Source organism: Frankia sp. RB5 (genome assembly GCF_059816245.1).
Genome location: NZ_JCBATA010000015.1, coordinates 107,301 through 133,081, shown reverse-complemented (window position 1 = coordinate 133,081; position 25,781 = coordinate 107,301). Strand labels below are relative to the sequence as shown.

Genomic DNA, 25,781 nt, shown 5'->3' with positions numbered 1-25,781 from the left:
AGCGGCGTGCCTGTCCTCGTCCCAGCGACACGTGCCCCCACCGTGTCCACCCCGACAGACACCCACGAACAGCGCGCACCCGACGGACGGCATCAACCGGTCACATCGCACACATGAAAGAGCCCTGCTGTGAGCCCCCACCGCTGACAGGTTATGCGCAGCGATCCAGCCCCGATCGGGCCCTCACCAGGCACGACAGGCCAGCGCTGCGCATAATCCAGCACTGTTCATTAGGCGGTTTATGCACAGCTTCGCATAATGATCCCTGGGGAGTACCAGACACAGAGTCCCGCAGGACACCGACGTCCAGCACGCCAACCCGAAGCCAGCACCGCAGAAGTCTCAGCATCCGCCGGTCACAGACTCGGCGGGCCACCTGTTCCATGACCGCGTCGTGGTCCAGGGAGCCGAAACAGTCCGCAATGTCAGCGTCGACGACCCACTCTCGGCCCCGGTTCGCCTCGACCCTGACGACCTCGCAGGCGTCCAGGGCGGACCGGCGCGGACGGAACCCGTGACTCGACGGCAGGAAGTCCGCCTCGAACACCGGCTCCAGAACAATCTTCGCAGCGGTCATAGCGACCCGGTCCCGAACCGTGGGAATCGACAGCGGCCGGGTGGCTCCCCGCTCGCGTTTCGGTATCTCCACCCTCCGCAACGGAGCCGGCCGGTACGAACCCGCACGCAGCTCTCTCGCCAGGGCGTCCAGAAATCCACTCACTCCGGCGCGTTCGACGTCGGCGATCGACACACCGTCGACACCGGGCGCACCCCGATTCGCACGCACGTCGCCCCACGCCCGCCACAATACATCGCTGCGGGCGACATGGCAGTAGACGGCATGGAAACGACGGGCGGGATCACACTTGGCACTGCGGTAAAACACCCACTGAAGAGCACGAACTGTGTCCAGACTCTCGGCCTGGCGGACGGACCTAGCCGTGACGGCACTCATCCGAGTTCCTCTCTCCAACAACGTGCGCCGATGAAGCAGGGGCCCTTCGCTAAGACCGGGTTATGTTGTCCCGACCCTCAGGCACTACTACGACCCCCTCCGACTACCTTCCGGCCACCCGCCACTTCCCGGGACCACCGGTTATAGGCAGGCAAGCTTCCCGGGCCGCAGACCCGGGGCCGGGGAGGCTCTCTCCAGTTCCGCCACCGGAAAGACCACCGGACCCGGAACGGTTCATCTTGTCGAACCCGGCGACCGGCTCGGCGGCGATCCGCTGTTCGATCGCCTCGACCGGCTTCTCCACGGCATCCGCGCCGAGCGCGAACACCGAGTGCAGCCAGCCCGTCGAGACCGCCACCCCACACAGCTCGATGATCACCTCCCAGGTCCGCTCGACCGGCAGGTGCTGACGCACGAGGAAGTACAGCGCGAGCGCGCGGATCTCCGGCCCGGAGGACACCGCCGCCGCGGACAGCCCGTCGGGCCGGGCGGCCACATGACGGCGCCCGCAGCCACAGATGGCCTGTTGGAGGTCATGCTGGACCACCGTCGGGCGGGCTGGCTCGACATCGTGCGACTGGTGCGAGCGGGCGACCCCGGCCGGCGTCGCCGCATCCAGCCCGGCCCCGCAGGCACACGCCCCAGTCGGGAAGTGCCCCTCCACCCGGTCTGGGTCCTCCCGCCAGGCCAGCGTCAACCCGTCCGCGCCCGGCTGCTTGCCGCGCTTCTTCTTCCCCGCCCCGCCACCGCCTGCCGGCGGCTCGGGCGGCTTCCGACCCGGGATCGCGCCGTCGTTGGACGGCGATAACGACGAGTTCCGCGAGTTCCGCGACGCCTTCCGCTCCAGGTCAGCGACCTTCGCCGTCAGCTCCGCGATCCGCCGGGCCTGCTCGGCGACCATCGCCCGCAACTCCGCGATCAGCTCCGCCTGGGCGCGCACCACCACGAGGAGGCCCTCAGGGGGCATCTCCTCGACCGGCGCCATGCCTCCACCTCACCACACCCACTAGACCTGGCACGCCACGCGACCACCAACATCAGCACCTGACTCCGAAGCCAACGACCCAAAGCAACATCAACAAAGCACCTGAATGTTTACCCTGCGACCGACCCCACCTGCGCAAATACAGTCAGCGAGCCTGTCACCCGAGCTGAACAGCTACGAATGGACACGGATGCCAGAGTTGCACGGAAAAATTCACATCGAAGATCGAATTTGACTCCGACTACGGGGGTCGCGGTAACGTCTCACCCCGGCCTCGGTCGACGCGCTTACGGAAGTGATCTCAAAGAGGAGAAACCACGTAATGGCTCAGCAGCAGCAGACACAGCAGTTGGAGAAGCAGTTTCGCCAGAACTGGTGGCAGGCCCGTTACCGCATTCTCGACCAGTTTGCTCAGGTAAGCGCCGCGGACCTCGACGCCGCGACCAACGTGAACGACCTCGTGCAGCGCATCGCGGACAAGACGCACCACAGCGAGCGGTACGTGGAGAACCGTCTCCTGGACCTCGCCGGAATCGGCGGCGGTCAGGCCGGCGACTCCGGCGAGCGTTTCAGCTCGAGTCAGGGTAGCGGCCGGCAGCAGGGCCAGCCGTTCGGCTCTCAGCAGTAACAAACTGTCCGAGTAGGGCCGCTGACCGTCTGGATACGATATTTCAGCCGCGTCATCGGAATGGTAGTTTGGGGTCCGGTCGTTCCCGAAACGTAACTCAGCCTGTTGCGAGAAGGAGCGACCGGCACTCAAGCAGGTCATCGATCAAGCTACACATTTTTTCGTCACGTGGCAGTCTGCGTAGTTCATCGAGCATCGCATCTGTTTCCTCGATGGTGGGAAAGTCGTCGATGGATGCCGCCAGCCTGGCGATATCGGTCACAATGCACACTCCGCATTAGGGGTCCAATATTCCTAAAATCCCCAGCTCATCGTTGGGCCGGATACCGCAGAGTTGACAGGATTACACGCGAACATTTCCAAAACGTGAACACATATCTCGTCGGTGTTACCGTGGCCCGCGTGTCGGGTGCGGAGCGTGACGTGTGGCTTTGGGATGGGACGGGCGGCTATCGGAGGGGGTCTGGCCGGCGGGGGCCATGCCGCAGCGCAGCCTGCGGACCGTGGGGCGGTAGGCGGTCCGGTGGGCGCCGTATGGAGTCTCCTTACGGACCTGGTAGACCCAGCTTTTGCTGACCGTGATGCCCTGGGTGGCGAGGACGGCGACGGCCGCGGTGGCCGACCCTTCGGTCTGGTCCAGCGCCCGTATGATCGCCTCCCGTTTCGCCGACAGGTCCGCCCCGCCGTCCAGCTCGGCGGACAGCGTGCCGTCCATCGGACCGGTGCCGCCGCCCGGGTTGACCGAGGTCTCGGGGCTATCGGCGCGGCTCGGGTAGGCGGCCGAGCCCGGCGTCGGGGTGGGCGGTGCCGCCGTGCTGGTAGCGCCGGTGGGGGCGAGCGTCGGGTCGCGTTGCGGCGGGATCGACAGGGCGGTGGCGGCCGGATCGTCGGCGCCGCGGTGGCCGGCAGGGTGGATCTGGCGCATGAGCAGCTCGTAGGAACCGAGCAAGGCCAGCGGCGGCCAGCCAGCGATGATCCGGGCAGCGAACGTCGGTTCGGCGTGCAGCACGTTCGCGGCCAGCGACGCGCACGCCCCCCAACCCCAGCAGGCCATAGGACAGCCAGGAACGGCGTAGCCCGGCACGGCGGTCGGCCAGCATCGTCATCGACGCGGCCACGATCAGCCCGTCCACGCTGAACGGCAACACCGCCGCGGTCGTCGGATCCCCCCGTGCTGTACCGCGACCCCGCGCATGTGCTGGTAGGACACGAAGGCCGCCACCAGTGCCACCGCGACCACCGTGGTGACCCGGATCGCCCGCTCCGCCCGCTCCCCGCGGGACTGCCCCCGCCGCACCAGCTGACCGTCGTCCACACCGAATCTCCCCACCACGTGAATGCCGTGTCCGGGCGCATCCTCAACTGGACCCGGTCGGGTGACCGCAGGCCACGGCCGGTCCGAAGCATCCGCATCCGGCCTGATGCTGACGGTGAGAGCATCGGCCTGATCGCAGGTCTCGTCCCGCCACCATGCGTGGTCACCTGGCCCAGCCCACCGAACCCGACCAACCGAACCCAGCCCACCGAACCCAGCCGGGCCCGGTTCAGCCCAGGGAACGTCCCGTGGCCGGGGACATCCTGGACCCTCGGCGAGGACCTGGCCGAGGGCACCGAGTGCAGGCATGGCCGGCCGCCCACCGCGCGGGGTCAGGGCATGAGCGGCCAGAGTCCGTAGTTGCTTCAGGGCGCCGATGCGCGTTCAACGGACGATGGACCGGAGTCAGGGTGGACGCGTGGGTCAGGATCTCCAAGTGCGAGAGATCATCCGGGACCAGGCGGATGCGCGCAGGCCCATCTTGCCTGGTCAGCGCCCTAAAGGGATGAATAATGATGGATCCGACCACCCTTTTGGGCCGGTGCGGGGTGGCGGGACATCGCGATGGGTGCGGCGGAGTACACGGACACCGACAGCTCGGCGAAGAGGGCACACGGACCGGCCCGCCCGGCCGCCCACGCCGCTCGGCGAACGCCATCCCCGCGGGTACGTCGCCCCCGGCTATGCAACCGATCCGTTGGCGGTATGAGGATGGAAGGTCCGTAGATCGCCGGGAACGTCGCGGCGGTCGGGTGCGGTGACAGCGCCGAGAGTGTCGGGGAGGGCGTGCCTGCCCGTCATTACGGAGTCCGCCTTCGCGGTCTCCGATGGCGGGATGGTTAGTATGCTGCCTGTAGGTGACAGCGGTCCGGTCACCGGCGAGGCCGGCACCGCCGCGTCGTCCTCTGGTGCGGCTTCTCCCGGAATTGTCGGGTCATCGTCAGCCGTGTGGGACAGAATCAACCGGACGGCCAGGCGGACCGTCTCCTCCGCGGGGAGCCCGGCCGGCAGCAGATCGAGCATCTGCTGGATGAGCTGGGTGGCCTCGTTATCGTTGAGGGCTGCCGGGGACGCGAAATGCCGGTGTCCGTTGGCGTTGTCAAACCAGAGACGCCGGGAGCCGGGCATCCGCAACACGTGAATGGGGCCGTTCATGCGTGCAACCTGATGACGGTGAGCAGGTATTGATAGTCTGGGGCCCCGCGCTTGGTGGACATGTCTCCCGGGAGGGTCGACACCGAATCCACGGGGGCCGCGCCCACGAGCGAAAAGTCGCAGTCGGTCCCTGCCGCACTGATTGACCTGGATTTCCCACGCATGTTTGTGTCCTTTCAGGCGTGTATGCGGGAGGCAGGATCATCGACCCGGCCGCCGGTTCAGACCTTGGAATGTGGCTGATATCGATGTAGGTACCGGGAGCTGCGCGGGCCGAAGCGGCGCGGCGATGTCGATTCCAGCTTGTGCGGCTTCCCGGACCGCACCGATCCGGGAGAGGGATCGGTGCCGGAAGTGGATTGGTGTGGTGCCCGGCGGGCGGGACCGCCCGTGCGAGGGGTGGCCGGCCTGGTAGCAGGAGCTCTGGGGCGTCACGCATGATGCCCGTCCTGGACCAGGGGGCGCCGTGTGCGGCCGGGTCGTTTCCACCGCGCCGGGGTGGGGCATCCGTGGGGGATACGGTCCCGCCGCGTCCCATTTCGTCTGGCGCCGAACGGTGGTATCACCGGAGCAGGGTGGACGCTGACCGGACCGGTTTTGCGGCTGCCATGAGGAGCGGGCCGCCCGCCGGCGTCGCCCAGGCACGTACCAGCCCATGGGTAGCCGGGATGACAGCCAGACAGACGATCTCCTAAGCACACCATGCCCCCTCACCTGAGGTTGGCGCCAGCACCAGGAGGGAGGACCGTGCCCCGGTAGCTAGCTGTGATACAGCAGTCCTACTATCATCGCTGATTGTATTCAAGTATTGACGCTAGGTAGTCATGCGCGTTTCGCTGGCCCCTGACGGCCAGCGACACGGCCGTCGCATATGGCCCATGTCCGACACGGTGCTCCGGACAGGGCAGCTCGTGCTGAGCAGGGACAGCCGGTGGTTCTCACCGCCAGCCCTGTCTCACCGCCGAACGCGACAGACTGTCCGGCACCGCGAACTACCGGCTTCACTTTCCCGCTTTCCCGCCGATGGGCTTCCATCAGCGGGCCCAGGCGGATTCTGGTCCGTCACGCTGTACGGCGAGGACGTAGCTGTTCAGCTGGGGTCACGGGTTGTGGCTGCCTGTTCGCTGGATCTTGTTCTGTGATCGCTCTGGCGGTTGCGTGACGGTGGGCCATGATCGCTAGTTTTTGGGTGTGGCGTCCAGCGACCGACCGACGTACGACGAGCTCGTGCGCCTGCTCGCGGACCGGGACGCGACGATCGCCTCGCAGGCCGCGCTGATCGCCGAGCAGGCCGAGCAGCTCGCGCGGGCCACCGGGCTGATCGAGCAGCTGGCTGGGCGGGTCGCCGAATTGGAACGCCAGGCGGGCAAGGACAGCTCGACATCGTCGAAGCCACCGTCGTCGGACAGCCCGTACGCGAAAAAGGCACCGAAACGAAGGCGTCGCGATTGAGGGCCGACCGCGTAGGGGTCGCCCAGCTGGGCAGCGACATCCGCACCCAGATCGAAGGATTCACTGGCCCCGTCTGAAGGTGGTCCTCAGCTGAGGCCGCGAGCCCGTAGCGAGGGCGTTCGCGGTAGGCCGACCGATTGGGCCTGTGTGCCCCGATCCGCAAGTGGGACACAGGACTGGCCGGTCAGGGATCGACCTGGCAGTCGAGCTGGATCCTCAGCGGAACAATCTGTGTGCTTCGCAGCCGGGCCTTGCGGTCGGGTAGGCGTAGAGAACGCTGCTGCGTTCCGCAGGGCAGCGCGCCGTGGCTGCCGCGCTCGGGGCGCCGGGCCAGTCACCAGTGGACGGGCGAAGCGTGTCAACTGACCCGGCCGACGTAGTACGTGCTGGAGTAGATGGGTTGCAGGTTGATGGTGCGCCCCGACTGCGGCGCGGCCCACATGTAGCCGTTGCCGGCGTAGATCCCCATATGGGTGATGTTGCCCGGCGTTCCGAAGAAGATCAGGTCTCCGGGCTGCTTGCCGGATTTTGGTATCCGGATCGTGGCCTGGAACTGTTGCTGGGCGGTACGTGGCAGATTCCGGCCGAGCTGCCGGTAGACGTACTGGGCGTAGCCCGAGCAGTCGAAGGCGTAGGGTCCCGCCGCCCCCCAGACGTAGGGTTTTCCCTTTTGCAGCGAGGCGAGGTAGACGGCTTTCGCGCCGATCCCGCTCGCGGGTACTTCGGTCACCACCGATGGTGTGCCCGCGATCGAGGTTGCCCCGCCGGCGTCGGCGGAGGCTGACTGCGGGCTCGAAGCGGTGACGGTGACCGTGGTCGCGTCGGCGAGCGAGGGGCGCAATGCGTCGGAGCCGTCGAACACGGCGGTGAGGGTGGTGGTCGACAGCAGCCGGGCGGAGATGTATGCCTCACCCGCGCCGTTGGTCCGCAGCCGGGCGGTGGTGGTCCACTTCGGGCCGTCGACCACGGCGATCCGCACCGTCTCCCCGGCGAGCGGCGTTCGTCCGTCCGCGGCGACCACGCGCACGGTGAAGATCACGGGTGCGTTCGGGTTGATCGCGGGGTGATCGGGAGTGATGGACAAGGCGGTGAAGCCGGACGCCGGCGTCAGATCCGCGATCGCGCCGGCGAGGGGCGCAGCCTGGAGATGCGGGGCGGGTGGGCGCGAGCCGGTGACCAGGTCAGCCGTGGTGACCGGCATGGTGGGCACGGCCGGAACGTTGTCGGAGGTGGCCAGGGCGAACCCGGTGGACGCGGCGGCGAATCCGCCGGTGGTCATCATCGCGACGGTGGCGGCCCGGCGCTGCGCTGGCGTGAGCCGCATCCCCCGCCGACTGAACCGACCGGCCTGACGCAGAGGGCTGAGTTCCCGTGCAAGTGTGCTGTCCTGCGCTGGATGGCCGCTCCTCGCGGTTCGATCCACTGAAAATCCTTCCTTCGCCCCATCTGGCCCTAGCTACTATGTCATGTAGCAGATCGGGTGAGAATGGGCGGCTCGGGACGAGGCGGTCTCGGGGCGGGTGGCGCATCGAGCGCCCCCCGAGCGCCGGCCGTGAGGTTGTGGGGTCGGTCGATGCCCCTCGCCGAGGCGGTATCGCCAGGTGCCAGAGACTGAGAGCGCATTGGCGCGGCGGTCGTGCAGGCGATGCGGATTGCGCTTTCTGGTGCGGGCTCGGGCGTCGGCGTAGCGGATCGCTGCCGTGCGGGTGGGATGGGACGTGCGGACGGGAGAGGAACGGGCGTGGTGGAACAGCTCGGTGATCTGGAGGCCGAGATCATGGATCGGGTGTGGTCGGCCCGGGAGCCGGTGGCCGTGCGGGACGTCCGGGGGCTGCTCGACCGGCCGCTGGCCTACACGACGGTGATGACCGTGATGGACCGGCTGTACCGCAAGGGCTGGCTGACCCGGGAGCGGTCGGGGAGGTCGTATCTCTATCAGCCGGCGCTGAGCCGCAGCGCGTACACGGCCCGGATGATGAGCGAGGTGCTCTCGGGGGCCGAGGACCGGGGCCTGGCGCTGCTGCACTTCGTCGAGACCATGAACCCGGCGGAGTACGAGACGTTGCGCGGCGCCGTGCAGTGGCACGAGAGCCAGCGGACGCCGGGCAGTGAGAGGACGCCGCCGGCGTGATTTCCACCGGGCTGATCGCCTACGCCCTGCTCGTCACGGTCGGACTCCCGCGCCCGCTGTCCGCGGCCTCGTGGACGTCCCGCGCGCCCCGGCTGGCGATCAGCATGTGGCTCGCCGCGGCGGCATCCGCCGTCGCTACCGTGATCCTCGCGCCGCTCCTGCTGGTCGTGCCCGTTCACGCTCTCGGTGATCTGCTTGTCCTGCTGGTGCAGTGGTGCGACTGGGCGGACCATCAGCTGCCCGTACCCACCTGGACAGTGCCGCAGGCGGTGGGCGCCGCCGGCGTCCTCGGCGTGGCGCTGCGGCTCGGGTACGCCATCGTAGCCGTCACTGTCCTGCAGCGCCGGGTGCGGCGCCGCCACCGCCGCGAGATCCGCCTCGTCGGCCGCTTCCACCCGGCGCTGGACGTCTTCGTCCTCGACCACCCCCAACCCAGCGCGTTCTGCCTGCCGGGAAGGGACGCCACCGTCGTCCTGACCGCGGGAGCGCTGCACGCCCTGCCGCCCGGCGAGCTCCACGCGGTGATCGCCCACGAGCGGACCCATCTGCGCGGCCGGCACCACCTCATCCTGACCGGCGCCGCGATCCTCGACCGCGCGTTCGGGCCCGTCCCCCTCTTCGAGGACATGCCCGGCGAGCTGCGGCGGCTCGTCGAACTCGCCGCCGACGACGGCGCGACCCGCCACTGCCCCCGGCACACCGTCGCCCACGCCGTCCTGCGTCTCGCCGCCCCACCCGTGTCCGCCCTGGGCATGGGAAGCACCGCGGTCCGCCAACGGGTCCTGCGCCTGCTCACCGCGCGGGAGCCGCTTGGCGGCCCCGCCGTCGCGGCGCGGGCGCTGCTGATCGCCGCGCTGCTCCTCACACCACTCGCGGCCGTCACCATGCCCGCCCTGAGCGACCTCGGCTACCACTGCCTCTGAGATCCCGACGGTCTCCGAACCAGGCTCGGTGGGTCGACGCTCCGCGCCCGTCTGGTGGCGAGATGATCCCTCCTGGGGAGAGCGGGCCGGCTGGCCGTCCCGGCACGAGGTGGTCACCCCTCCCGCCCGTCGACCCCGGCCTACTTCTGTCTACTATGCCGTGTAGTGGTAGTTTGTCTCCGCCTAGCAGCATCGGACCGCACGCCGAGTCCTGTCCCCGGTCCGGTGCCCCCTCCACGCGCGGCCGGGACAGGAGCGGGGGAACCACGTTCCTCCGGGCGTCCTGCCTCGGCAGGCGTCCTTGGGGTGAAGCCAGCTGCCTTGATGTGCTGGCCGGGCTCCCCGCCCGAACCCGACAGCTCACCTCGTAGGCGCCCGGGAAAGGGCTCATGTGTATTCGGCCGAGATCTACTCCTCCGAAGACCAACCCGCAGGATCAGGGCGGGGACGACACCGCGCCTCCGCGTCTGCCCGTTCGCTGCTCGCACGGACCTCGGCCCGGGCGACGGTCGCCGCGATCACGACGGGCACCATGGCGATCTCAGGCATCGCCCTGGCCAGTACCCACGGGGACTCCTCTGGTGATCCGGAAACCGGGGAGACGAGGATCGCCGCCGCGGGCGCACTCGGCGCCGCGGTGGGAAGCAGGACCACCATCCCCGCGGCCCCGGCGGCGCTGGTGCCGCGCCAGGCCACTCCGTCCACCACGACCGTACGCGCGTCGGCCACAGTCGCCCCCGTCGTCGCCGACATGACGGTCGGCGCCGAGGAGCCGATCGATGTCGGATTCCGGCTGACTGACGGCACCGGCAGGGCGGTGGCCAACCAGGACATCCTCGTGCAGGCACAGTTCCCGACGGGATGGACGACGTTCAAGATTCTCCGGACAGATGGGCGCGGCTACGCCGGCTATACCGCGAGGGTCCTGACCACCACGTCCGTCAGGGCCCTGTTCACCGGGAACGACTCGTTCGGGGCCGCGACATACGGACCAGCGATCGTCCGGGTTCGCCCCGAACCGCAGCCGGCCGCGGCGTCGACCTCACCAACGCGTACGTCCGGAGGCGCAACGCGAACCTCGGTTGCCCTGCCCCAGCCCGAGCCCGAGCCCGCATCTGCCGGAGCCGTCACCGGGGCGACGAGTATCGGGGAGAAGGCAGTCTATCTGGCGTCGCTGCAGGCCGGTAAACCATACGTGTGGGGTGCGACCGGGCCCAGCAGCTTCGACTGCTCCGGTCTGGTGCAGTACATCTACCGGCAACTTGGCAAGACACTTCCCCGCACCACCGATCAGCAGTACGCAGCGACCACCCGCATCGCCCAGGGATCCGAACAGCCCGGGGATCTTATTTTCTTCGGTGCACCCGGCGGCATTTATCATGAAGGAATCTATGCGGGCGGAGGGAAGATGTGGGTGGCACCGAAGTCCGGCGACGTGGTGAAACTTGAGAAAATCTGGACGTCGTCCTACTCCGTAGGCCGCGTCCACCAGTAACACGGCCGGACGCCGCGTGGAGTTCACCGCCCTGTTTATGATCGTGATCGTCTGACAACTCGCCGGAATGCCGGTCGGTGACGTGAGACGGCCACCGCGTGATCCTCACGAGAAGCTGCACAGCAGCGTGTCGAGGGGGAATCGCGGTGGCCGTGCCACGGCCCACCCGTGCACCGTGACGTGAGGCGCTTCTTCTTCCTCACCGATCGCCGAATCGGGGGCGCTGACGCCGCACACGATCGGCAGACAGGTACTGATCCACCTCCCGCATCATTCGGCGTCGGCGTCGGCGTCGGCGTCGGCGTCGAGGTCGGTAGTCGGCACGGCCGTCGGGTTGGCCTGGTCCGCCTGCGGCTTGCGGGCCACCAGCCGTTTGACGATTCCGCGCTTGCACCGTTCGCGCCGTTCGAGCTGAAAGCCGGCCGCTTCGACCTGCACCAGCGGCCGACTCAGGAGGTGTTCGCCACCGACCCGGACTGTGATCGTTTCGAGGAGGCGCGGCGCGGCCGGACATCCCAGCTGGCACCGGCGGAAGGCCGCTGAGCGAACTCTACTTCAGCCAAGACGACCACTATCCATTCGGCCCGCTCACCATCCTACCGGGCAGGCTGTGCGCGACGGGCGGCCACCCGCAGCAGGTCCGCCGACTCGCGCTGATGGCTGTCCCTTTCCGGTGGCATCGATGGCCTGTCTACCACTTTCAGGAAAAGTAGTTATATTGGTAATCGGCGCCGGTGGCGAAGGTGCACAGGTGCCTACGTTTTCCATGCATTGGACGAGCTCCGGGGAGGCTATCCACGTCTAGACTACCTCTTCTGAGGCGGCGACAACTGTGGCCTTTGCGGTCAGGCCGGGCCCGGTGGCCTGACAGTGCTAGCCGTTCTCTCTCGGTGAGATAGCCTTACGCTGTGATGGCCAGTCGCGACAGGATGCTGGGATGGCGAACCGCCACGGCTCTTGTCCTGCTCGCGGCGCTCGCGAGCATGCTACTCTCGGCGTCGCTGTGCGGGTCTGCGGAGCACTCGGAGCGCGGCTTTGAGGCGCTGGGCGGCGCCAGCCTCGTGAGCGTGGGAGAACACCATCATGCTTCATCCGCGGTGGGCACAGAGAGCCATCATGATGGCGGATTTCATTGCCCCGACCGGATCGCCGATCTGGTTCTCTTGGGCGCCACGGGTTTGATCCCCGCTGTGGGTTCGGTGTTCGCGTTGACTGCAGCCGCCTTCCTGCTGTCCGCCCTGGTCTTGTTCGTTTCAGGCCGTCCCCGCGCCCGACTCCAGACGGTTGCTCCTGACCGCCTCCCGTGCCAGCTGGCACAGCTGTGTGTGCTGCGGACCTGATACTCGCCTCGCTTTGAGTGCGAACGTCTGATCGCCCCTCCGTGCTGTGACCCGCGTGGTCGCCGCCGCCGAAGTTGAGCAGGTGGCCTGCCGACCCCGCGCCGGCTCCTCGTCGCAGCCCTCTGACGGGGGCGCGAAAATGTGGACCGCGACCGACGAATGCGTTCGGTATTCCATCATCTCGCGATGGTCTTACTTGTGAAGGATATCCGCTATGCGGAAAACCGTTGTTGCACGTATCCCCCCGATCCCGGGTCAGTCGCTTGGTACGCCGCCGATGGCGGACTCCCCAGCGAGCGTGGTCGGCGACACGCCAGTTCTTTGGATTCCCGACGTCTGTTTCGGTAGCGCTGGCGGGTTCTGGGCGAATTTGGAGGGCCACAATCCGGGTGGTATTAAGGACCGGCCTGCCCTGCACATGGTGGCTTGTGCCCGAGAACGCGGTGAACTCGCTCCTGGCCGCGCGGTAGTCGAGTCGACCAGCGGCACGCTGGGGCTCGGCTTGGCCCTGGCAGGAATCGTCTACGGCCACCCGATCATCCTGGTGACCGATCCGGGCCTGGAACCGCTCATGCACCGCCTGCTGACCGCCTACGGCACTCGACTAGAGATCGTCGACCGGCCTCATCCGACCGGGGGCTGGCAGCAGGCCCGGCGGGACCGGGTCCAGGCACTGCTCGGCGAGCATTCCGGCGCGTACTGCCCAGACCAGTACCACAACCCGGACAACGTGGCGGCCTATGAAGGACTGGCACGAGAGGTGGCACAGCAGGTCGGCTGGGTGGACGTGCTGGTGTGCAGCGTCGGCACGGGAGGTCACAGCGCCGGGGTGTCGCGCGTGTTGCGCGAGATGTTTCCGGATCTGCGCCTCGTGGGAGTCGACACGATCAGTTCAACGATCTTCGGGCAGCCAGACGGACCGCGGCTCATGCGGGGTCTTGGGAGCAGTATCTTTCCGCGTAACGTCGCCTATCAGGAGTTCAGCGAGGTCCACTGGTTGGCGCCCGGCGAGGCGGCGTGGGCATGCCGGCGGCTGGCGGCAGCACGATTCGCCAGTGGTGGATGGAGCGTCGGAGCGGTCGCCCTGGTGGCCTCCTGGTTGGCGCGGCGCGAACCGAACGACACCCGCATCGTGGCAATCTTTCCCGACGGTCCACAGCGATATTGGAGCACCGTCTACGACGACGGATTCTGTGCCGAACACGGACTGTTGGGTGTGGTGCCCGCCCAAGATCCCGACCATCTTGAGCATCCGTCCGAACGGGCTGTTGACCGGTGGACCCGGTGCGCGAGGGCGAGGTGCGGCTCAAGCTCTATCTGTGCCTGGCCCTGCTTGCCACCCGCGATCCGTACGACATCTGCGGCGTCCACCCCTGGTCGTGGGCCAGGGCCCTGGGACTGAGCGATCCAGACAAGGCCGGTACCCGTCGGATCAACGATGCTCTGGACTGGCTGCGGGCCGCGCGCCTCATCGAGCTGGAACGCCACTCCGATGGCAAGCCGACCGTGACGCTCCTAAGCCCGGCTGGCGACGGCGGCCGGTACCGCGACCGGAGCGGACCGGCCTTTGGCAACCGCTACGTGAGCCTGCCAGTCGGGTTCTGGATATGGGAGTGGATCACCACCCTGTCTGCTACAGGTGTGGCGCTCCTGCTCGTCCTTCTGGATCTCCAGGGCGGGTATGACGAGGACGACCCGCCGTGGATTAGTGGACACGACAAGAACCGCTATGGCCTGTCGGCGGCAACCTGGACCCGGGCCACGACGGAGCTGACGGATGCCGGCCTCCTGACGGTGCGCCGCGAGTGGCGCGGCCACGACTTCGATCGGCCGAAGTTGCGCAACACCTTTTGGATCGACGAGGAGCGGCTGGATCATCCGCTGGGCGAGCTCCTCACTCCGGACGAGGAGGACGCACTCCTGCCCCCGGAACTCGCGGCCTACCTTCGTAATGCAAGGCTGGCACAGGCGGACCGTCAGGCCGCCAGGTCTGCGTTCCGCACCCCGAGGCGGAAGCGTATGGCCTCCGGGGCGCGTCGGTAGCCCTACCGCGTCCCGGAGCCTGTCAATCCCGAGACAGCCGGGCAGGTCCTCGGCGGCCAGCCCGGGTAGGTGACCGGCGCCGGGTCGATGTTGCGATGACCTGCGCCGGTCAGGTAGGCGCGGACCAGCCGGCGGGCGACCGAGCCAGGCAGGGTGGCCGACAGCAGGACGACCGGGACGTCGAGGGCTCCGAGCCAGGTCAGCAGCCGGGCGAGGAGCATCTGCATGTAGGCGTCGTAGGCGTGGACCTCGTCGACGACCAGCACCTTGCCGGCAAGGCCGAGCATCCACCGGTCCCGCTCGCCGTGGCCGAAGGGCCTTCGGGGCTGAGCAGTGCCACGCTCGAGGAATGACGGAAGATAGCGGACATAACCGCCATTCGCCGTGGCGCGGAAAAACAGCGCATTCCCCAATTGCGCGAACGCCGGCCGAGACCGCCGCTAATCTGGCAGCGCACGACGGCGGAGCCCCCCATGCTCACGGAGAGGAAGCCTTGTGTCCTTCCGGCGAATGATCCGCGAGACGGTCGAGAACGGCATCAACACCCTCGAGGAGCTGCAGGCATCGCTGCGCACCGCGATCGCCCTGGAATTCTCGACCATTCCCCCGTACCTGTGCGCTCAGTGGTCCATCGTCGACGGCACGGATCGCGACAGTGTCGGCAGCATCATCGGCGGTGTGGCGGCGCAGGAGATGCTTCATTTCGGTCTCGTCTGTAACATGTACACCGCCACCGGCGGCTCGCTCAAGGGCGAGATCGCGACGCCGGAGCTGGTTCCCGCCTATCCGATCACCGGCCTGCCCGGCGGCGTGCACCCCGGCCTTGTCGTCACGCTGGCTCCCCTCGGCGCGGGTGCGCTGCGGACGTTCATGTCCATCGAGTACCCGGAGTCGGGTCCGGTGGTGCCGCAGCCGCCGACGCCACCGCCCCCGCTGGCGCCCACCGCGCCAGCGATCGGGCAGTTCTACGAGGCGATCGCCGCCGGCTTCACCGCCGTGTTTCCCACCGGCTCGCTCCCGCGGGATCCGTCCCCGAACCAGGTTGTCACCACTGTCGACGCCGACGGGCTTTTCGCCGTCAACGCGGTCGCAGATGCACTGCGCGCCGTCAGCGAAATCACCACGCAGGGCGAGGGCAGCAGCACGTCACCGGACGATGGAGCGTTCGATCCCGGCAGCTTCGCGCATTACTACTCGTTCGCCGAGATCTACTATGGGAGAAAACTCGTCCCCGTGGGCGCCGGATTCGCATATTCGGGCGACGCGATCGCGCTGCCGGACGCCCACGCCTTCGCGCCGGACCCCGCCCACGACCCGGACCAGCAGGCGTTCATCGACGAGTTCACGACCGTGATGAACGAGCTGGAAGCATGCTGGACCAGCGGTTCGTCGATCGACGCCGCCATCGGCCGGATGTTCACCCTGAAGCAGGCCGGCCTCACCCTGATCACGACCGGCACCACTCCCCCCTTCACCCTGCCCGCGAACGGCGACCCGATGGGTGCCTGACGCAGCAGGCCGCCGCGTCCGACGTCCCCCGGTCGCCCCATGCCTGGGCACGGCTGCCGCCTCGGCACGGTGGCGGCACGTCCGGCTCACGACCTCGAGACGGTGCCAGGTGAGTCGTGCCTGCCGGGGCGCACGCCGGCGCAAGGTGGGAGGACATGACGCGACGACCTACACGATGCACCTCAGCGTAACCGCCACGACGATCCGCCCGGCGACCACACGAGGACCGTCATCACCTTCAACGCGAGCCGCTACCTGGACGGCGCCCCGGTCGACCTGAGCGTCAGCGGACTTCCGGCCGGGGTCACCGCGACCTTCGCTGTCTCACCCAATGATCGATAGGCCTTCCCCCGGAGGCGATCGGACACCTGTACCCCTACCGACTACAAGCGCTCTTGACCGGGACACCACCACGTGGATTATCGTGGCCATGGCGGATCGGCTGATCTACCTCGTCACTGGACCCGACCACACCGGCCACCCGGCCGACCCTCCACCTCCGCGGAGATCCGCCACCTGATCCTCCGCCTCGCCGAGGAGAACCCCCCGCTCGCAGGCTCTGCCCATGACGGCCCGGACCGACTCCGGTGTCAGCGGCCGGTAGGGCCGCCGGACCGTCACGAACACCGACCGCGACTCGCACGTCGGCCGCCCGTGCTCCAGCCAGGCGGCGAGTGCCTCCCCTGCCGGGGCCGGTAGCGGGAGCCGCTCGGTCCGGCTGCCCTTACCGGTGACAGCGATCTCGCCGGCCCGCCAGTCGATGTCGCCGAGCCGCAGCCCGGCGGCCTCGGCGCCCCGCAGGCCGAGCCGGGCCAGCAGCGACAGGACCGCGTAGTCCCGCAGACCCACTGCCGTGTCCCGGTCACAGCCGGCCAACAGCCGCTCGACCTCCGCGGCCTTCAGGCCGCGGGGCAGAGCCGACATCCGCCACGACGCGACCGCGGGAACCGCCCCCGCCAACGGGACCGCCGTCCGCCCCGTCGCGTGCGCGAACCGCAGGAACGCCCGCAGCGACGTCACCATCGCCTTCGCCGACCACCTGTTGCGGTCCCGCGTCCAAGCCACCATGAACGCGGTCGCCGTGCCCGCGTCCAGACCGCTGACCGCGCCCGCCCCGCCGATCCCGGCCTGTGGGGTGTCAGAACGCGGCCACCGGCCTTGACCTGGGGTTTTAGGCGGCTCGTTCGTATTCGTTGATCAGGCCACCGAGGACGGGTCGGCGCTTGATCCGTTCCTTGGTCAGGTCTGCGACAGGGTGGTCGGGCCGGGGCGGTTGAAGGCCACAACCGCGGTGGGGTCGTCGTCCGTTGTAGTGCCGTGCGTACTCGGCCAGAACGGTGCGCAGGTGCCGCTCGCCGAAGATCAGCATCCGGTCGGTGACCTCGGTCCGGACCGTGCGGACGAACCGTTCCGCGTAGGCGTTCGCTCGCGGAGCCCGGGGCGGGATCTTGATCGCGGTGATGCCGGCGTCGGCGAGGACCGCGTCGAACGACGCGGTGAACTGGCCGGCCCGGTCACGGACCAGGAACTGGAAGTCGGCAGTCCGGTCACTGAGGTCCATGAGGAGGTTCCGGGCTTGTTGGGTGGTCCACGGTCCGTCGGGGTGGGCGGTGACCCCGAGGATGTGGACGGTGCGGGAGCCGACCTCGATGACGAAGAAGCAGTACAGACGCCGTAGTGTCACCGCGCAGTCCACGTGGAAGAAGTCCACGGCCAGCATCGTCGACGCCTGCGTGCGCAGGAACTGTCGCCACGTCGTGTCGGTCTGCCGTTGCGGAGCCGGGGGCAGCCCGAGGGACGTCAGGACCCGGCGGATCGTGGAGGCGCTGACCCGGTGACCGAGCTTGAGGAGCTCGCCCCGGATCCGCGGGTAGCCCCACGTCGTGTTCTCGGTCGCGAGCCGCTCGATGAGGGTCACGATCTCCGTGCCGACCGGTGGCCGACCCATCCGCCGCGAGGAGGTCCATTTCCGTGTGATCAGACGGCGGTGCCACCGCAGGACGGTCCCCGGGGTGACCAGCCGGTGCGCTCGCAGCGCTCTGGGCAGGAGTCGGATCAGTGCGGCGAGCACCGCCCGGTCCGCCCAGTCCCACCGCGGCTTGGGCTGGGTACGGCGCAGCACCGCGACCTCATGCCGCAGCACCAGCAGCTCGATGTCCTTGGACGCCGACGAACGGCCGAGGAGAACCAACCAGCCACACACCCGCACGAAGATCAGATAGAGCAGGCGTACGAACATGACTGACCATCATGCCGGCTGCCGCACCGTCGCATCACCCCAGCTCACGGGCCCAAGCCGACTTCTGACACCCCACAGGTGTTGGCAACGGCGTTGCAGGAGGAGATGACCGAGCACCTCGGGCATGAGAAGGACCGGGCGGCGGCGGAGCGGAATTCGGCGAACGTACTGTCACTCGCAGCTCGCGCAGCTGCCGGTGGTTGGGCGAAGCGAGGTACTCGTGAACGCCGCCGAGTTCGACAAGCTCCAGCCCCGGCAACACCGTGACGAGCTCATGCAGGGCGCACCGCAGCTCCACCCGAGCCAGCGGCGCTCCAATACAGGTGTGCGGCCCGTTGCCGTAGACGAGATGCCGGCGCACGTTCTCTCGCGAGGGCCGGTACTCGTCCGGCTCCTGGAATTTCGCCGGATCGAGGTCGGCGGCACGAGAGACAGCGTGCACTTTTTCGCCCGGGCGCAACAGCACACCGCCGATCCGCACAGGTCTCGTGACGGTGCGGACTGCGGCGAAAGAGACGCCTTCGAGCCGCAGGCACTCCTCGATCGCCGGCTCGACTCCGGTCGGATCGGTCACCAGGTCGGCCCAGGCTCCCGATGTGGACAGTAGTCGCAGCGTAACCGCCGCCACGGCCGAGGCCGTCGTATGCAGGCCGCCCACGATCACGTTCGCGACGATGTCGACGATTTCCCGGTGGCTCAGCTCGTACTGCCCCTCCGTCACGCCACGGAGAACGTCCGAGATCAGGTTGTCGCCGGGTTCGCGTTCGTATCGCTGCACCAGCGCGGTGACATACGAGTCGTAGGCGCGCAGGTTTCGGGCGCAGGCGAGCTGCTCCTCGCGGGTCAACCGGTACCGGTAGAGGCTGAACCAGTCGCCCACCCACTGGGTGACCAGCTCGAGGTCGTCGCCCGGAAGCCCGATCAGCTCTCCCATCACCGGCCCGGCGAGCGGGCTGGCGAAGCTCGTCTTGAGGTCGACCCCGCGCGGCCCGGCGGCGCGTATCGACTCCCTCATTCGGAGTGCCAACGACCGCGCCGAGGCGGTGGCGACTCCTTCGAGTCGGGCGACGGCCCGCGGCGTGAGCCCCCGCGCGACCGCCGAGCGTAGCCGTGTGTGGCGGGGAGCATCCGTGTTCGCCAGGAAGTTTCGGAGGCCCGCTCGATCCTCACCCACCTCCGCGATGACATCGGGCTCCAGCTGCAGGCGCGAGGTCATGCTTCCCACGCTGGTGAAGTTCCGCCGGTCCCGAAGCACCTCGGTCACGTCGGCCGCGCGGCTGACGACCCAGGCACCGAGCGCGTCGCTGAAGTAGACCGGGCTCGCCGTCCTGAGGCTGTGCAGGGCCGGCGCCGGGTCCGCAAGGAAAGCCGGGCAACGGGACTCGAACTGCGTCTTGGCATCGCCAAGCGCTATGCGATCCATGTCCACTCCAGGTCAGCGCCACCAGAAGATCGTCATCCGCTTTCAGGACGCCGAACGCCACGGTCGCGGGACCTCAGTCACCCGGCTCGCCCTCGACGACCGTGGTCGTGGCGAATGCCCGGCGGAAGAGCAGGAACTCGACACCCTCCGGGCCCGCGGACTCCGCGCCGTAGATCGTCCGGGCGTCTGTCCACGCCATTCCACCGGGGCCGACCTTCTGGTCACCGATCGTCATCGATCCCTTGAGCACGACCACGAACTCGCCCTCGCTGTGCCAGTGACAGGGAAATCGATAGCCCGGCGGGAACTTTATGATCACCACCGGCGGCCGGTCCTCATCGGGCTCCGGGAAGATCAGCCACTTGTGCTCGACGCCGGCGGACTGCTTGCGGTGCTCCTCCTCGGTGCCCGTGCTGGTCGGCCGTCGACGGGCAGGTTCAAACGGCGTGTTCGCGACGTCGAACAGATGAAGCCCGCGCTCCGCCATCGACGAGCAGAGCTTGTCGTTGCTGCGTACCAGACCGTCGCCGGTCTCAGCCGCGTCGGCCATGAGCCTTCCTCTCCCTGTCAACCGGACACGTCACGCGGGCGGATCGAACAGCACGGGAAGGCTGTTCACCGCCGCGAGGGAGCCATCGCCGCCGGTGTCCGGACCGGAGGCGGGCCGGACGAACGGACGCGGGGCGGACGGGTCCAGCCGCAGATGGGGCAGCCGGTCGAGGGCGACGTTCAACGCGACCCGCATCTCGGCCCGGGCGAGATGCATGCCCAGGCAGATGTGCGGCCCGTAGCCGAACACCCCGGCCGGCGCCCGCTCTCGGGTCACGTCGTACCGGTCGGGCTCGGCGTAGACCGTCTCGTCCCGGTTATGCGCGGAGACATGGGCGCGGATCAACGTGTTCTCGGGCATCGCCACGCCCTCCACCTCGACCGGGCACAGGGACCGCCGCAGGAACGTCGTCGCCGCGGGGTTCTGCCAGCGCAGCGCCTCGTTCACGGCGCGGTTGACCAGCCCGCGGTCGCGCCGGACAAGCTCGAGCTGTTCCGGATGCAGGAGCAGGCCCGCGAACATGTTGCTCGACCCGGCCACCGTCGTGTCCGCCCCGGCGGGGATGAGCAGCAGCAGATACTCGAGGAAGTCCTCGTCGGTGAGCGGCCGGCCGTCGAGTTCAGAACGGGCGAGCAGGCCGAGCACATCGTCCTTCGGGTTGGCCCGCGCCGCGTGGATCCGTGGGAGGAGAAACTCCTTGATGTGATCTTCCCAGCCCCGGTTCAGCCCGTTCACGGGGAACGCGAGCCCGATGAACTCGTCGTGTTCGGACTCATCGATGCCGATGATCCTGCGGATCACATGAAACGGGTAGTGACTCGTAAAGTCGAGGACGAGGTCAGCCTCCCCGCGGCTGACGAACTTGTCGACCAGGTCGTGGATCAGCGGAACGATGAGCGTCTTCTCAAACCGGGCCACGCCCTGGACGGTGAACGGGTCCGCGACAAGCGCCCGATGGACCCGGTGCTCCTCGCCGTTCATCGACAGCAGGGTGCGTGTGGTCCGCCAGCTGGGCCCCGGCTTCGTGAAGCACCGGTCGTCGCCCATGACCTGCCGCACGCCGGCGTTGCTGTAGACGACATAGGTCTCCGGGCCTGAGCCCTCGGCGGGCGACGTCTTCGCAACGGGGCACCGCCGCCGTTCCTCGGCCCACCGCGCGTAGCGCGGCTCGATGTCCTCTCCCGGCTTCTGAAGATGCTCGACCAGTCGGTCCCGGTTGCTCACGTGTTCCAATCCATGACCTCTCATCGTCCCGATCGGACCGCCGACGCAGGCGCTCCGGTTGGTGTCAGGACCCGTCCCGGGTGGTGGTGTCATGTTCGGAGCCGTCGAGCCACAGTGTCTGGAACGTCAGCGGCGTCGCCCGGAACTCCAGCAGCCGGGCACCCTCCGGCCCGACAGTGATCTTGTACGGCACGTTCGGCGGCGTGTAGTAGCCGCTTCCGGGCCCGAACACCCGGCGCCCCTGCCTGATCTCGCCCTCGAGCACGAGGACGATCTGCGGCACGTCGTGCTTGTGCCGGGCGACCTCCGAGTTGGGCGCGTAGCGCACCCCCAGCAGGCTGAGCCCCTCGCCCCCAGGCGGGTTGACCAGCGCCTGGACGTAGGTGCCGCTGGGCGTGTCATCGAACCGGGACGGCACGTTCGTCTCGGCCGACCCGGCTATGTCGAAGAACGCCATCCGGTCGGGCCTGGTCACGGGTCCGGCGCTCAGCTTCAGGTTGGTGGACCGCTGCTGTTGGGAGGCCCCTTCCATGTCCGGTACCTCGATTCCGATCGTCGTAGCAGGCGTGGTCGGACCGGTCTGCAGGGCCGGGAAGACCCATCGCACCAGATGAGCAGAGGCACGAAATCATCGTTTTCGGCCGATTCGGGCGTACCATTCCGATGCCGCACCAGCGTCCCGGCGTCGTTGCGCCATCTCGGAAGGTGGCAGCATGTCGCGCCCCGTCGTACAAGCCACTCGGCGAGCATGCCCATCACCGATCTTCGGATCACCGGTCCCCAGGAACTCCCACTCCTGGATCATCGGTCACCGAGGACCAACCGGCCCCGTCCAGAATTGGCTCATTCAGAATCCTGGATTCTTGTCGCCGAGAATTCTAAGTCCCCCAGTTGTCGAGGTCAACCGGACCCCCCTGACGGGTCGAGTGCCCCGCGCGGGCGGGGGCCAGGGGGCGCAGCAAGGTCAGTCGAACACGAGGTTGAGCCGGCTCAGCCCGCGTACGGCCGAGTAGTGCGACACCGGTGGGTTCGCGCTGCGCGCGAGCCAGGCCCAGCTCAGGCCGCGTTGCGTGCCTGCGGCCGGTTGATCATGACCTCGAGCACATGCCCGTCACGACGGACGAGAACGTGTTCATAGTCCTCACGTAGCACCGCCGGCCGCCGCGGGACGAAACCGCGGCCGGGAAACAGCTGTACAGGTCGAACGTCGAGATCTGCTCCAGGGCCAGGCCGGCGACGTCGAGCGCGTGCTGGACGGCCGTCACCGCGGCCGGGTTGGCCATCAGCCGATGGGATTCAGCGCGACCGGCGCGTACGTCAGGGAGGACACCGGACGGAAGGCGTCGCGGCGCATCAGGTCGCCAGCTTCCTCCTCGGACGGCGGGGTCATGATGTCGTCGAGCTCGAGGCCGTGCCTCTGCACCACCGGGTCCAGCGCGACCGGGTCGAATCCGAAGATCCGAGAGGCGTTGCCGCCGAGGAACGCGGTCGCCTCCTGGACGGTCATGTCCGAGCGGCCGACACACGTCCTCAGATATCCGAGGGTCGAGCCGTAGGTGCCCTCGGGATGCGGGAAGTCGGCGCCGAACATCATGCGGTCGACACCGATCTGGTTCCGGTTGAACACCTCGCCGGCGGAGAGGATGGAGGAGCCAAGGAAGACCTGACGGTCGGTGTAGTAGCTCGGCGGGTGCGGGACGATGTCGCGGATCGAGCGCTCCATCGTTCCGTGCAGCCAGGAGTGGTCCATCTGCGCCACGGTCGCCACGAGCCAGTCGCTGTGCTGCTCGGTGAAGACCAGTCGCAGGCTGGGGTGCCGCTCCAGGACGCCGCTCCAGACCATGAACCAGAGTGGGCGGTGCGCGAACCAGGGAAACTCGAAGACCGAGACGCGCATGCGCACGCAGTCCGGGACGCCATCCAGCTTGGCGCCGCCGTATGTCGGCTGCCCGATGCCGCCGTGGAAGTTCAGCACCAGGCCGGTCTCGGCGCACGCGGCCCAGAAAGGCTCGTAGCGGTCCGCCCAGAACATGGGCAGGTCGTCGTCCATGCCCGGCATGACAATGCCTTTGAAACCCTGCTCAGCCGCCCAGTACACATCCTTGACGGCCTCACCGATGTCGACCAGCGAGATGATCGCCTGCGCGGCGAACCGCTTCTCGTAGCCGCTGATGTAGTCGACGAGCCAGCGGTTGTACGCCCGGCCGCCCTCAAGCTCCAGGTGGCGTGGGTAGCGCGTACGGGCCGAACCGAGCCCGCCGGCGCCGAACGGCGCGCCGTCCGGGAAGATGACCTCGCCGAGAATACCCTCGTTACTGAGCGACTCCAGCCGGTGCTCGACGTTCCACTTGCCCTCGATGACCCCACTGTCGTACATCATCTTGCGATATGGACCAGCCACCTCGGGGTCCAGAAAATCGAAGAAGTTCACGGTTACGCGCTGCGAAAAAGCCGCAATCAAATCGTCGAGATCGCCGCGGACGGCCGGCGAGAGATACGGACGGTACGCGGCTAGCTCCGGAGCGGCGTGACCGTCTGAACTGAGCACAAGGGCCTTGGGCACAGCTAGCTCCTCAAGGGGTCCGTTCGGCGTGAGGCCATTCAGGAATCCTGGACACAGGATGCAGAGGACGTTACACTCGCCACAGTGTGACGTCAAGCACTCGTCAAACGCTCTCGGTCGCCACAACCGAGGCGTCTGGGGCGAAGATGACCACCTCGTCGAACCAGCCGCGGAAGCGCCCCCGCAGCTCCACGAAAGCCGGCTCGGTGATCGCAGTCGCCCGCTCGCCAAGCGTCTCCGGCTCGTCGAGTTCGAGGTAGTTGAACAGGTAGGTCCGAGCGCCGTCCTCCACGAGGAAGCAATGCTCGACCCATAAGCGGAGCTCGCGATGCGCCGCGATGAGACCTGGGGTTCCGGCGGTCTTGAGCCATGCTCGGACGTCCTCCAGCGCCCCCGGCGCGATCCGCATTCGTTGCATCTGTACTGGCACAGCGTCATCCTTCGATCGAGCTGGAGCCGGCGGTGACCTGGCTGATCAATCGAGCCCATCGAGGCCAAGAAGTACCGCCGACCTGGATGTGACCAGGTCCCGCTCCCGCGATTCGTCTATTCCGCGCCGGACGGCATGAAGACCGTTTACGCGGTGCGTCCGACGCCGACGCCGCGGACCCGACGCGGGAGCCCGCGCTCATCGTCTACCTCCGCTTCATCGTCTAACGCCGCGTCAGGCAACGGCGGCCCGCCAGTCGCGACGCCACGATCCTGACGGCGGGCCGGTGAACGTCGCCGGGAACGGCACTAGGCGGTGACGTTCTTGACGCCCCAGTTGGGTTCCCTGCGCGGGGTGAAACCGACGTAGGCGGAGTCGCTTCCGGCGGCCAGGCCGCGACGGCGCCCGGCGGGCTGCAGCTCCGGCGGGACGAATCCCCGGCTGTCGTTCGGGTGGATGTCGAAACCCGGAGGCACGATGGCGTCGATGCGGTCGAGCGTGTCCTGGCTGAGCACGACGTCCGCGCCCGCCAGGAGGTCACGCAGTTCCGTGAGGTTCTTCGGGCCCATGATCGGGGCGGTCACCGCCGGGTGCTCGCGCACGAACGCCAGCCCCAGATGGACGATCGACAGGCCCGCCTCGTCGGCGAGTTCGATGAGCGCCTCGACGGCGTCCAGCTTCGCCTGGTTGAACCGCCCCTCCGCGGAATACCGGCTGAGCGCGCGGAAGTTGCCGAGGTCCTCGGACGTCGGCATCTGCCCGCCGCGACGGATCATGCCGGTGAGCCAGCCGCCGGCCAGCGGGCTCCAGCACATGATCCCCATGCCCTGCGCCGCGGCGAGCGGCAGCCGGTCCCGCTCCGCGCCACGGACCAGGATCGAGTAGCCAAGCTGCTCACAGCGGAAGCGCTCCCGGCCGCGGGCGTCGGCGGTGTGCCGCGCGTTCAGCATGTCGACCGCGGAGAAGTTCGAGGACCCGAAGGCACGGATCTTGCCGGCACGGACCAGGTCGGAGAGCGCGCCGAGCGTCTCGTCGATATCGGTGTCCCAGTCGGGGCGATGCTGGATGTACAGGTCGATGTAGTCGGTGTTCAAGCGGCGCAGGCTGTCTTCGCAGGCCTGCGTGATCCACCGACGCGACGCTCCCGACCGGTTCTCGCCCTCCCCCATCGGGTTGGCGTACTTGGTGCTGATGACCCACTCGGAGCGGTTGCCGGCGATCGCCTTCCCGATGATCTCTTCGCTCTCGCCGTAGGAGTAGACGTCCGAGGTGTCGATGAAGTTCACACCGGAGTCGCCCGCCTCCTGGATGATGGCGAGGCACTCGTCGTGGTCGGTGTTGCCCCACGAGCCGAACATCATGCCGCCGAGGCACGCGCGGGAGACGGTGATTCCGGTCCTTCCGAGCTTGGTGTACTGCAT

The 25,781-nt window shown here is 68.1% G+C and carries 26 protein-coding genes, 1 pseudogene and 1 riboswitch; of the genes and pseudogenes, 9 read left to right on the top strand and 18 right to left on the bottom strand.

The genetic code is table 11. The features are described from left to right. Positions 1-151 precede the first annotated feature (151 nt). Both AC6EXY_RS10455 and AC6EXY_RS10450 read right to left on the bottom strand, forming a co-directional pair. Positions 152-955 carry a reverse transcriptase domain-containing protein gene (locus AC6EXY_RS10455; RefSeq protein ID WP_165818170.1) on the bottom strand — a complete coding sequence of 268 codons (804 nt, stop codon included), beginning with the start codon at positions 953-955 and terminating at the stop codon, positions 152-154. 103 nt (positions 956-1,058) lie between these two features. Further along, positions 1,059-1,940, bottom strand: a complete 882-nt coding sequence (locus tag AC6EXY_RS10450; protein ID WP_101829550.1) for a DUF6444 domain-containing protein — start codon at positions 1,938-1,940, stop codon at positions 1,059-1,061. Positions 1,941-2,262: 322 nt separating this feature from the next. Here AC6EXY_RS10450 and AC6EXY_RS10445 point away from each other — a divergent pair, with 322 nt between their 5' ends. Beyond that, positions 2,263-2,568: a hypothetical protein gene (locus AC6EXY_RS10445; protein ID WP_101829549.1), complete on the top strand. Its 306-nt coding sequence runs from the start codon at positions 2,263-2,265 to the stop codon at positions 2,566-2,568. Between the two features lie 97 nt (positions 2,569-2,665). Here AC6EXY_RS10445 and AC6EXY_RS10440 read toward each other — a convergent pair whose 3' ends face one another. The 3 genes from AC6EXY_RS10440 to AC6EXY_RS10430 all read right to left on the bottom strand — a co-directional run bounded on the left by AC6EXY_RS10440 (position 2,666) and on the right by AC6EXY_RS10430 (position 5,038). Further along, positions 2,666-2,830, bottom strand: a complete 165-nt coding sequence (locus AC6EXY_RS10440; protein WP_165818169.1) for a hypothetical protein — start codon at positions 2,828-2,830, stop codon at positions 2,666-2,668. 126 nt (positions 2,831-2,956) lie between these two features. Next, the gene (locus tag AC6EXY_RS10435) at positions 2,957-3,622 is read right to left on the bottom strand and encodes a hypothetical protein (RefSeq protein ID WP_243407044.1); all 666 of its coding nucleotides are present in this window, start codon (positions 3,620-3,622) and stop codon (positions 2,957-2,959) included. Positions 3,623-4,564: 942 nt separating this feature from the next. Further along, positions 4,565-5,038, bottom strand: coding sequence for a hypothetical protein (locus AC6EXY_RS10430; protein WP_101829548.1), 474 nt, complete (start codon positions 5,036-5,038; stop codon positions 4,565-4,567). A 1,227-nt stretch (positions 5,039-6,265) separates the two neighbouring features. Here AC6EXY_RS10430 and AC6EXY_RS10425 point away from each other — a divergent pair. Continuing rightward, positions 6,266-6,478, top strand: a pseudogene (locus AC6EXY_RS10425) (DUF6444 domain-containing protein); the annotation flags it as partial. Between the two features lie 370 nt (positions 6,479-6,848). Here the strand turns inward: AC6EXY_RS10425 and AC6EXY_RS10420 are convergent. Beyond that, the gene (locus AC6EXY_RS10420; protein WP_101829546.1) at positions 6,849-7,814 is read right to left on the bottom strand and encodes a C40 family peptidase; all 966 of its coding nucleotides are present in this window, start codon (positions 7,812-7,814) and stop codon (positions 6,849-6,851) included. Between the two features lie 417 nt (positions 7,815-8,231). Here AC6EXY_RS10420 and AC6EXY_RS10415 point away from each other — a divergent pair, with 417 nt between their 5' ends. From AC6EXY_RS10415 to AC6EXY_RS10405, 3 genes are all read left to right on the top strand, one after another. Then, positions 8,232-8,621: a BlaI/MecI/CopY family transcriptional regulator gene (locus AC6EXY_RS10415; protein ID WP_480014300.1), complete on the top strand. Its 390-nt coding sequence runs from the start codon at positions 8,232-8,234 to the stop codon at positions 8,619-8,621. After that, positions 8,618-9,544, top strand: a complete 927-nt coding sequence (locus tag AC6EXY_RS10410; protein ID WP_101829545.1) for a M56 family metallopeptidase — start codon at positions 8,618-8,620, stop codon at positions 9,542-9,544. Before AC6EXY_RS10415 ends, AC6EXY_RS10410 begins: the two co-directional genes overlap by 4 nt. Positions 9,545-9,776: 232 nt before the next feature. Continuing rightward, a riboswitch (cyclic di-AMP (ydaO/yuaA leader) is annotated at positions 9,777-9,933 on the top strand. A gap of 143 nt (positions 9,934-10,076) precedes the next feature. Next, positions 10,077-11,039: a C40 family peptidase gene (locus tag AC6EXY_RS10405; protein WP_101829544.1), complete on the top strand. Its 963-nt coding sequence runs from the start codon at positions 10,077-10,079 to the stop codon at positions 11,037-11,039. 270 nt (positions 11,040-11,309) lie between these two features. On the opposite strand, the gene AC6EXY_RS10400 is transcribed toward AC6EXY_RS10405, so the two are convergent. Further along, entirely contained in the window at positions 11,310-11,477 is a 168-nt protein-coding gene (locus tag AC6EXY_RS10400) for a hypothetical protein (RefSeq protein WP_499817281.1), read from the bottom strand. Positions 11,478-11,950: 473 nt separating this feature from the next. Between AC6EXY_RS10400 and AC6EXY_RS10395 the strand changes: the two genes are divergently transcribed. From AC6EXY_RS10395 to AC6EXY_RS10385, 3 genes are all read left to right on the top strand, one after another. After that, positions 11,951-12,379 carry a hypothetical protein gene (locus tag AC6EXY_RS10395; protein ID WP_133150524.1) on the top strand — a complete coding sequence of 143 codons (429 nt, stop codon included), beginning with the start codon at positions 11,951-11,953 and terminating at the stop codon, positions 12,377-12,379. Positions 12,380-12,593: 214 nt separating this feature from the next. Further along, positions 12,594-13,781 carry a PLP-dependent cysteine synthase family protein gene (locus tag AC6EXY_RS10390; protein ID WP_499817282.1) on the top strand — a complete coding sequence of 396 codons (1,188 nt, stop codon included), beginning with the start codon at positions 12,594-12,596 and terminating at the stop codon, positions 13,779-13,781. Then, positions 13,679-14,422 carry a hypothetical protein gene (locus AC6EXY_RS10385; RefSeq protein ID WP_133150523.1) on the top strand — a complete coding sequence of 248 codons (744 nt, stop codon included), beginning with the start codon at positions 13,679-13,681 and terminating at the stop codon, positions 14,420-14,422. The genes AC6EXY_RS10390 and AC6EXY_RS10385 overlap by 103 nt, the downstream gene beginning before the upstream one ends. Before the next feature lie 2 nt (positions 14,423-14,424). Here the strand turns inward: AC6EXY_RS10385 and AC6EXY_RS10380 are convergent, their stop codons facing one another. Then, on the bottom strand, positions 14,425-14,709 hold the full coding sequence (locus tag AC6EXY_RS10380) for a hypothetical protein (RefSeq protein ID WP_207770087.1): 285 nt from the start codon (positions 14,707-14,709) through the stop codon (positions 14,425-14,427). A 208-nt stretch (positions 14,710-14,917) separates the two neighbouring features. On the opposite strand from AC6EXY_RS10380, the gene AC6EXY_RS10375 reads away from it, so the two are divergent. Beyond that, entirely contained in the window at positions 14,918-15,931 is a 1,014-nt protein-coding gene (locus AC6EXY_RS10375) for a ferritin-like domain-containing protein (RefSeq protein WP_133150522.1), read from the top strand. A gap of 447 nt (positions 15,932-16,378) precedes the next feature. On the opposite strand, the gene AC6EXY_RS10370 is transcribed toward AC6EXY_RS10375, so the two are convergent. The 10 genes from AC6EXY_RS10370 to AC6EXY_RS10325 all read right to left on the bottom strand — a co-directional run bounded on the left by AC6EXY_RS10370 (position 16,379) and on the right by AC6EXY_RS10325 (position 25,781). Next, complete coding sequence (locus AC6EXY_RS10370; protein ID WP_499817283.1) at positions 16,379-16,999, bottom strand: tyrosine-type recombinase/integrase; 621 nt, start codon at positions 16,997-16,999, stop codon at positions 16,379-16,381. Between the two features lie 103 nt (positions 17,000-17,102). Continuing rightward, positions 17,103-18,170, bottom strand: a complete 1,068-nt coding sequence (locus AC6EXY_RS10365) for an integrase core domain-containing protein (protein ID WP_499817284.1) — start codon at positions 18,168-18,170, stop codon at positions 17,103-17,105. A 34-nt stretch (positions 18,171-18,204) separates the two neighbouring features. After that, positions 18,205-19,593 carry a cytochrome P450 gene (locus AC6EXY_RS10360; RefSeq protein WP_243407042.1) on the bottom strand — a complete coding sequence of 463 codons (1,389 nt, stop codon included), beginning with the start codon at positions 19,591-19,593 and terminating at the stop codon, positions 18,205-18,207. A 73-nt stretch (positions 19,594-19,666) separates the two neighbouring features. After that, complete coding sequence (locus tag AC6EXY_RS10355) at positions 19,667-20,143, bottom strand: cupin domain-containing protein (protein ID WP_101829536.1); 477 nt, start codon at positions 20,141-20,143, stop codon at positions 19,667-19,669. A 30-nt stretch (positions 20,144-20,173) separates the two neighbouring features. After that, positions 20,174-21,367: a cytochrome P450 gene (locus AC6EXY_RS10350; RefSeq protein ID WP_165818167.1), complete on the bottom strand. Its 1,194-nt coding sequence runs from the start codon at positions 21,365-21,367 to the stop codon at positions 20,174-20,176. Between the two features lie 64 nt (positions 21,368-21,431). Next, positions 21,432-21,899, bottom strand: a complete 468-nt coding sequence (locus AC6EXY_RS10345) for a cupin domain-containing protein (protein ID WP_133150521.1) — start codon at positions 21,897-21,899, stop codon at positions 21,432-21,434. Positions 21,900-22,455: 556 nt separating this feature from the next. Next, positions 22,456-22,650 carry a hypothetical protein gene (locus AC6EXY_RS10340; RefSeq protein WP_133150520.1) on the bottom strand — a complete coding sequence of 65 codons (195 nt, stop codon included), beginning with the start codon at positions 22,648-22,650 and terminating at the stop codon, positions 22,456-22,458. Next, positions 22,650-23,930 (bottom strand): amidohydrolase family protein, encoded by a 1,281-nt coding sequence (locus tag AC6EXY_RS10335; protein WP_165818166.1) that lies wholly within the window; start codon positions 23,928-23,930, stop codon positions 22,650-22,652. The genes AC6EXY_RS10340 and AC6EXY_RS10335 overlap by 1 nt, the downstream gene beginning before the upstream one ends. Before the next feature lie 103 nt (positions 23,931-24,033). Then, a complete protein-coding gene (locus tag AC6EXY_RS10330) occupies positions 24,034-24,360 on the bottom strand; it encodes a hypothetical protein (protein ID WP_165818165.1) in 327 nt (108 codons plus the stop codon). A 308-nt stretch (positions 24,361-24,668) separates the two neighbouring features. After that, positions 24,669-25,781 carry an aldo/keto reductase gene (locus AC6EXY_RS10325; RefSeq protein ID WP_101829532.1) on the bottom strand — a complete coding sequence of 371 codons (1,113 nt, stop codon included), beginning with the start codon at positions 25,779-25,781 and terminating at the stop codon, positions 24,669-24,671.